Source organism: Deferrisoma palaeochoriense (assembly GCF_054656955.1).
On sequence record NZ_BAAHXI010000118.1, the window covers coordinates 1 to 4845 of the forward strand.

The 4845-nt window shown below is 68.3% G+C and carries 4 protein-coding genes; 2 read left to right on the forward strand and 2 right to left on the reverse strand.

The window, feature by feature from the left end:
* The first annotated feature begins 598 nt into the window (after nt 1-598).
* Entirely contained in the window at nt 599-1726 is a 1128-nt protein-coding gene (locus ACYQ8L_RS18010) for a 3-deoxy-7-phosphoheptulonate synthase (protein WP_459943205.1), read from the forward strand.
* Between the two features lie 55 nt (nt 1727-1781).
* Here the strand turns inward: ACYQ8L_RS18010 and ACYQ8L_RS18015 are convergent, their stop codons facing one another.
* Together ACYQ8L_RS18015 and ACYQ8L_RS18020 are read right to left on the reverse strand one after the other, a co-directional pair.
* Nucleotides 1782-2534, reverse strand: a complete 753-nt coding sequence (locus ACYQ8L_RS18015) for a TorF family putative porin (RefSeq protein ID WP_459943206.1) — start codon at nt 2532-2534, stop codon at nt 1782-1784.
* 37 nt (nt 2535-2571) lie between these two features.
* Entirely contained in the window at nt 2572-3957 is a 1386-nt protein-coding gene (locus ACYQ8L_RS18020) for an ammonium transporter (RefSeq protein ID WP_459943207.1), read from the reverse strand.
* A 473-nt stretch (nt 3958-4430) separates the two neighbouring features.
* Between ACYQ8L_RS18020 and ACYQ8L_RS18025 the strand changes: the two genes are divergently transcribed.
* Entirely contained in the window at nt 4431-4769 is a 339-nt protein-coding gene (locus ACYQ8L_RS18025) for a P-II family nitrogen regulator (protein WP_459943208.1), read from the forward strand.
* Nucleotides 4770-4845 lie beyond the last annotated feature (76 nt).

The following is a 4845-nucleotide window of genomic DNA, read 5'->3' on the forward strand; positions in this document are numbered from 1 at the left end:
GCGATCCAGGCGTGGCGATGGCGCGGCGAGGTAAGGGGCCGCACCCGGCTCTTCACCAGCCCCCCACCCGCGGGTTTCCGTTGCAACGCCGGGGATCCGACAATAGTTTCGTTGGTCTTAGTATTCCGGGAGTTCCGGCTGCGTAGCCACATCCGTGGAGGGGCGGCCCCCCTCCCGGCCACGGCGCCTTTCGGCGGGCCCCCGCCCGGATCGCGGTGCCGGCGGGCGGGGCCCTCGAGCGGGAGCACGGGCAGGGACCGGAGACCGGTGACCGACGACCGCTTTTTTTTTCTGGACACGCCGGCGTCGGCCGGGGTATACGACTCAGGGTAGACAACGCGAACGGAGACGACCCGGTGCACAGCAGCCGCTATTTCGCCGCCTATTCCTTTTATTTCGGGGGCTTCTTTCGGAAGCCTGCCCGGGCGGCGGAGGTGTAGCGGCAGACCGGATCTCCCGACCATCGACACCCCCGCCGGCCACGGGCAGGCCCCCCGCCAGCCCGTGGCCGGTTTTCGTTTCCTCCGGGGCCGTGGGTTGGCGAATCCGCCGCCCACGGCCCTTTCGTTCCCCCGACGGGGAAAAGGAGGAAGCGCCCATGATCGTCGTGCTCAAACCCGACACCCGCCCCGGCCCCCAGGAGCGCGCGGCCCTCGAGGCCGTAGCGGCCCGGTTCCCCGACCTGGAACTGCGGTTCCACCGGGTCAAGGGAGCCCTCCAGGACCTCCACGAGGTCTACGTGTTCGGCCCCACCCGCCAGGTGCCCACCGAGGCCTTCGAGGAACTGCCGTTCGTCCAGAACGTGATCCGGGTGAGCTCCAAATACCGGATCATCGGCCGCCACGACGGCCAGGCCCCCGAGGTGGGGTTCACCTACCAGGGCCTCACCTTCTCCCAGGACTCCTTCCACGTGTTCGCCGGGCTCTGCGCCGTGGACACCCCCGAGCACGTGGAGGTCGTGATGCGCTCGCTCCAGCGCCTCGGGGTCACCACGACGCGCATGGGCGCCTACAAGCCCCGGACCTCCCCCTACGACTTCCAGGGCCACGGGAAGGCCTGCCTGCCCTACGTGTTCGAGCTCGCGGGCCGCTACGGCATCCGGGTGATCGCCATGGAGGTCACCCACGAGCGCCATCTGGAGGAGATCTCCGAGGCCCTCCGGACGGCCGGGAACCCCACGGGGGTCATGGTGCAGATCGGCACCCGCAACGCCCAGAACTTCGAGCTCCTCAAGCACGTGGGCCGGCAGCAGGAGTTCCCGGTGCTCTTCAAGCGGGGCATGGGGATCACCCTGGAGGAGAGCCTGAACGCCTGCGAGTACATCGCCACCAACGGCAATCCCCGCATCGTGTTCTGCCTGCGGGGGGTCAAGACGAACTTGGGGGACCCCCACCGCAACCTCGTGGACTTCGCCCAGGTGCCGGTGGTGAAGCGCCAGACCCGTCTTCCGGTGTGCGTGGACCCCTCCCACTCGGTGGGCAAGAAGGTGGCCGCGCCCGACCGGATCCTCGACATCTGGCACGCTGCGGCCCAGGGGGTGATCGCCGGGGCCAACATGGTGCTCGTGGATTTCCACCCCCGCCCCGAAAAGGCCCTGTGCGACGGCCCCCAGGCCATGCTCATGGAGGAGATGGAGGCGTTCTTCGAGGACATGGCGATCTGCCGCGAGGCCTACCTCCGGCGCCGCGCCCTGGCCGAGCGCACGGCTACGGCGTTGGCGGCGTGAGGCGGAACCCGGGGCTCCCTGGCGCACCGGACGGCCCCAGGGAGCCCCAACGCCGTCAAAGCGCTCGGGAAACCGTGAACACGATCCGGCCGTCGGCGAGGTCGGAGCCCAGGAAATCGGCCTCGGTGGTGTTGTGGTAGCTGAGGTCGAGATCGAACCCCTTCACCGAAGCGGCCACGCCGACCCGGTAGTGCCAGTAGTCGAACCCGTCGTCTCCGTCGAGGCCGTTGCCGCCGCCCGTGGTCTTGTCGCCCTCCACGGTCTGCCAGCCGACGGCGCCCGAGACCGAAAGCCCCCAGGGCAGCTCCAGGCCGAGGCTGCCGGCCAGGTAGTGGGCCGCGCCGTCCTCCCCGAAGAAATCGGGGGAGTAGGCGTAGGAGAGGCCCACCGAGGGGCTCACCGGCCCCAGGGCCGGGAGCCCGTATTCGAGACTGAGGCTCCCCTCCGCGAAATTCAGCTCCGGGTCGTTGTGGGACTTGGGGTAGGCGTAGTAGATGACGCCCAGATCGTAGGCCAACCCGGCCACCTCACCGGCATAGCCCGCGTAGAAGTCCATCTCGATGCCTCCGCCAAAGCTCACGTTGGAGGCCCAGGTGCCCAGGTACACCCCGCCGGGGGCCGCGTAGTCGAACCCGCCCTGCACGGCCCAGTTGGAGTTGGTCTGGGAGACGCCCCGGAACACGTAGTCCGAGGTGTAGGCTACGTTGGCGGTGAAGTTCTGGTCGGCGAGCCAGCCGGCCTCCTCGGCCGGGGCGCGGCAGACCAACGCGGCCACCAGGGCAAATCCGAGCGCGATCGAACGGTTCATGGCGAACTCCTCATCGAAAGGGGGGACGGAACCTCGCTCAAATCTTCGAATGGGCCAGGGTGGTGGCGTTCGGTGCCGCCGGAGGCGGCATCCCGCCGGCGCCGGCCTTCGGGCTCACCACGTGGGGGAACAGGAACTCCGGGTAGGCGCTCAGGCCGTGCTCGGAGAAGTCGCAGCCGGTGAGCTCCTCTTCCTCGCTCAGGCGAACGCCCATCAGGGCCTTGAGCACCTTGAAGAGCACGAAGCTCGAGGAGAAGGCCCAAACGAAGGCCGCGGCGATGCCCAGGGCCTGCACGCCCACCACGCCCCAGGAGAACCCGGCGCTGTTGAAGAGCCCCGCCGCCAGGGTGCCCCAGGCCCCGCACACGCCGTGCACCGACACCGCACCCACGGGGTCGTCCACGCCGATCCGGTCGAAGAAGAGCACCGACTCGGTCACGAGCACCCCGGCCACGAGCCCGATCACGATGGCGGAAAGGGGGCTCACGTTGGCGCAGCCGGCCGTGATGCCCACCAGGCCCGCCAGGCACCCGTTCAGGGTCATGCCCACGTCGGGTTTTCCGAACCGGATCCAGGTGTAGTAGATCGTCGAGACGAGCCCGGCCGCCCCGGCCAGGGCCGTGGTGACGGCGATCAGGGCGATGGAGGTGTCCCCGGTGGTAGTGGACCCAGGGTTGAACCCGAACCACCCGAAGAAGAGGATCAGCACGCCGAGGGCCGCGAGCGGCATGGAGTGGCCCGGAATCGCCTGGGGCTTCCCGTTCTTGTACTTCCCGATGCGGGGGCCCACCACGATGGCGCCGGCCAGGGCGGCCCACCCGCCCACCGAGTGGACCACCGTGGAGCCGGCGAAGTCGATGAACCCGAGGCCCTCGAGCCACCCGGCGCCCTTGTACAGGCTGCCCCAAGCCCAACTCCCGAACACAGGGTACACGACCATGGTCATGAGCGCGCTGAACACCAGGTACACGCTGAACTTCATGCGCTCGGCCACGGCTCCCGAGACGATGGTGGCCGCCGTGGCCGCGAACACCACCTGGAACATGAAAAAGGCGTACACCCAGGGGTCGCCCTCGGCGGCGAAGTCCCGGAGCATGAACCCCGTGGTGCCGAACCACCCCTTGGAGGCGCCGAACATGAGCCCGAACCCCACGAAGAAGAACCCCAAAGCACCCATGCCGAAGTCCATGAAGTTCTTCATCAGGATGTTGCAGGCGTTCTTGGCCCGGGTGAACCCGGCCTCCACCATGGCGAACCCGGCCTGCATGAAGAACACCAAGAAGGCGGCCACCAGGGTCCACACGTAGTTCAGGTGGGTCTGCACCGTCTCGGGGGTGAGCGGCTCGTCGGCCGCCCAGGCCGCGCCGGCCGCGGCGAGCCCCACGGCGGCCAGGAGGATGCTGCGTCGGATCGTTCGTCTCATCGCTTTCTCTCCTTCCCTCAGGGTTGGGTTACCGGCCGCGGCGGCGACGCCCCCCCGGTTGCCAGGACCGTGCCAGCGGGGAACAGAGCCGCCGGTCGGGTCCAAACCCCAGGAATATCCCTGGTGTTTTGCCTTCCCCCCCCGGCAAAGAGGGTCCCTCCGGCGCGCCCGAGTGACTCAATTTTGTCCTCAACTGATTCCTGATACACATTTTTGTCTCTTTCCGCATCGTTACTACAACGTTGTCTTTTCCGATTCTTGAACACACAAGAATGCGTCCACGACAGCCGGACCGGGCCCCGAATCCCGTCACGGGAGCCCGGTTTCCGGGACACGGGGTGTCTCGGCCGCCCTGGCACGACTCCTGCTTTCGGAACGGACGTCTCCTCGGCGCCCCCTGGCAGCGGCGGCGACCGGGCACCGAGGGGCCCATCCACGTCTGAAACAACTCAACGACAAAGGAGCGCGCAGCCATGCTCAAGATTGAGGCGATCTTCAAGCCCTTCCGGCTCGACGCCGTGAAGGACGCGTTGCAGGATCTGGGGGTGCAGGGAATGACGGTGAGCGAGGTGCGGGGATTCGGCCGCCAAAAGGGTCACTCGGAACTTTACCGAGGCGCCGAATACACGGTGGACTTCGTGCCGAAGGTGAAGATGGAGGTGGTGGTGGACGAGTCACAGGCGGCTGCCGTGGCGGACGCGATCGTGGCCGCCGCCCGCACGGGAAAGATCGGGGACGGGAAGGTGTTCGTGAGCCCCGTGCAGGACGCGATCCGGATCCGCACCGGCGAGCGGGGTGGGTCGGCGATCTGATACCGCGCGGACGCCCCCTCGCCCAGCGACCGTCCGCACCCCGCCGGGACCCAGGGGGCCCGGATCGGGATAGGGT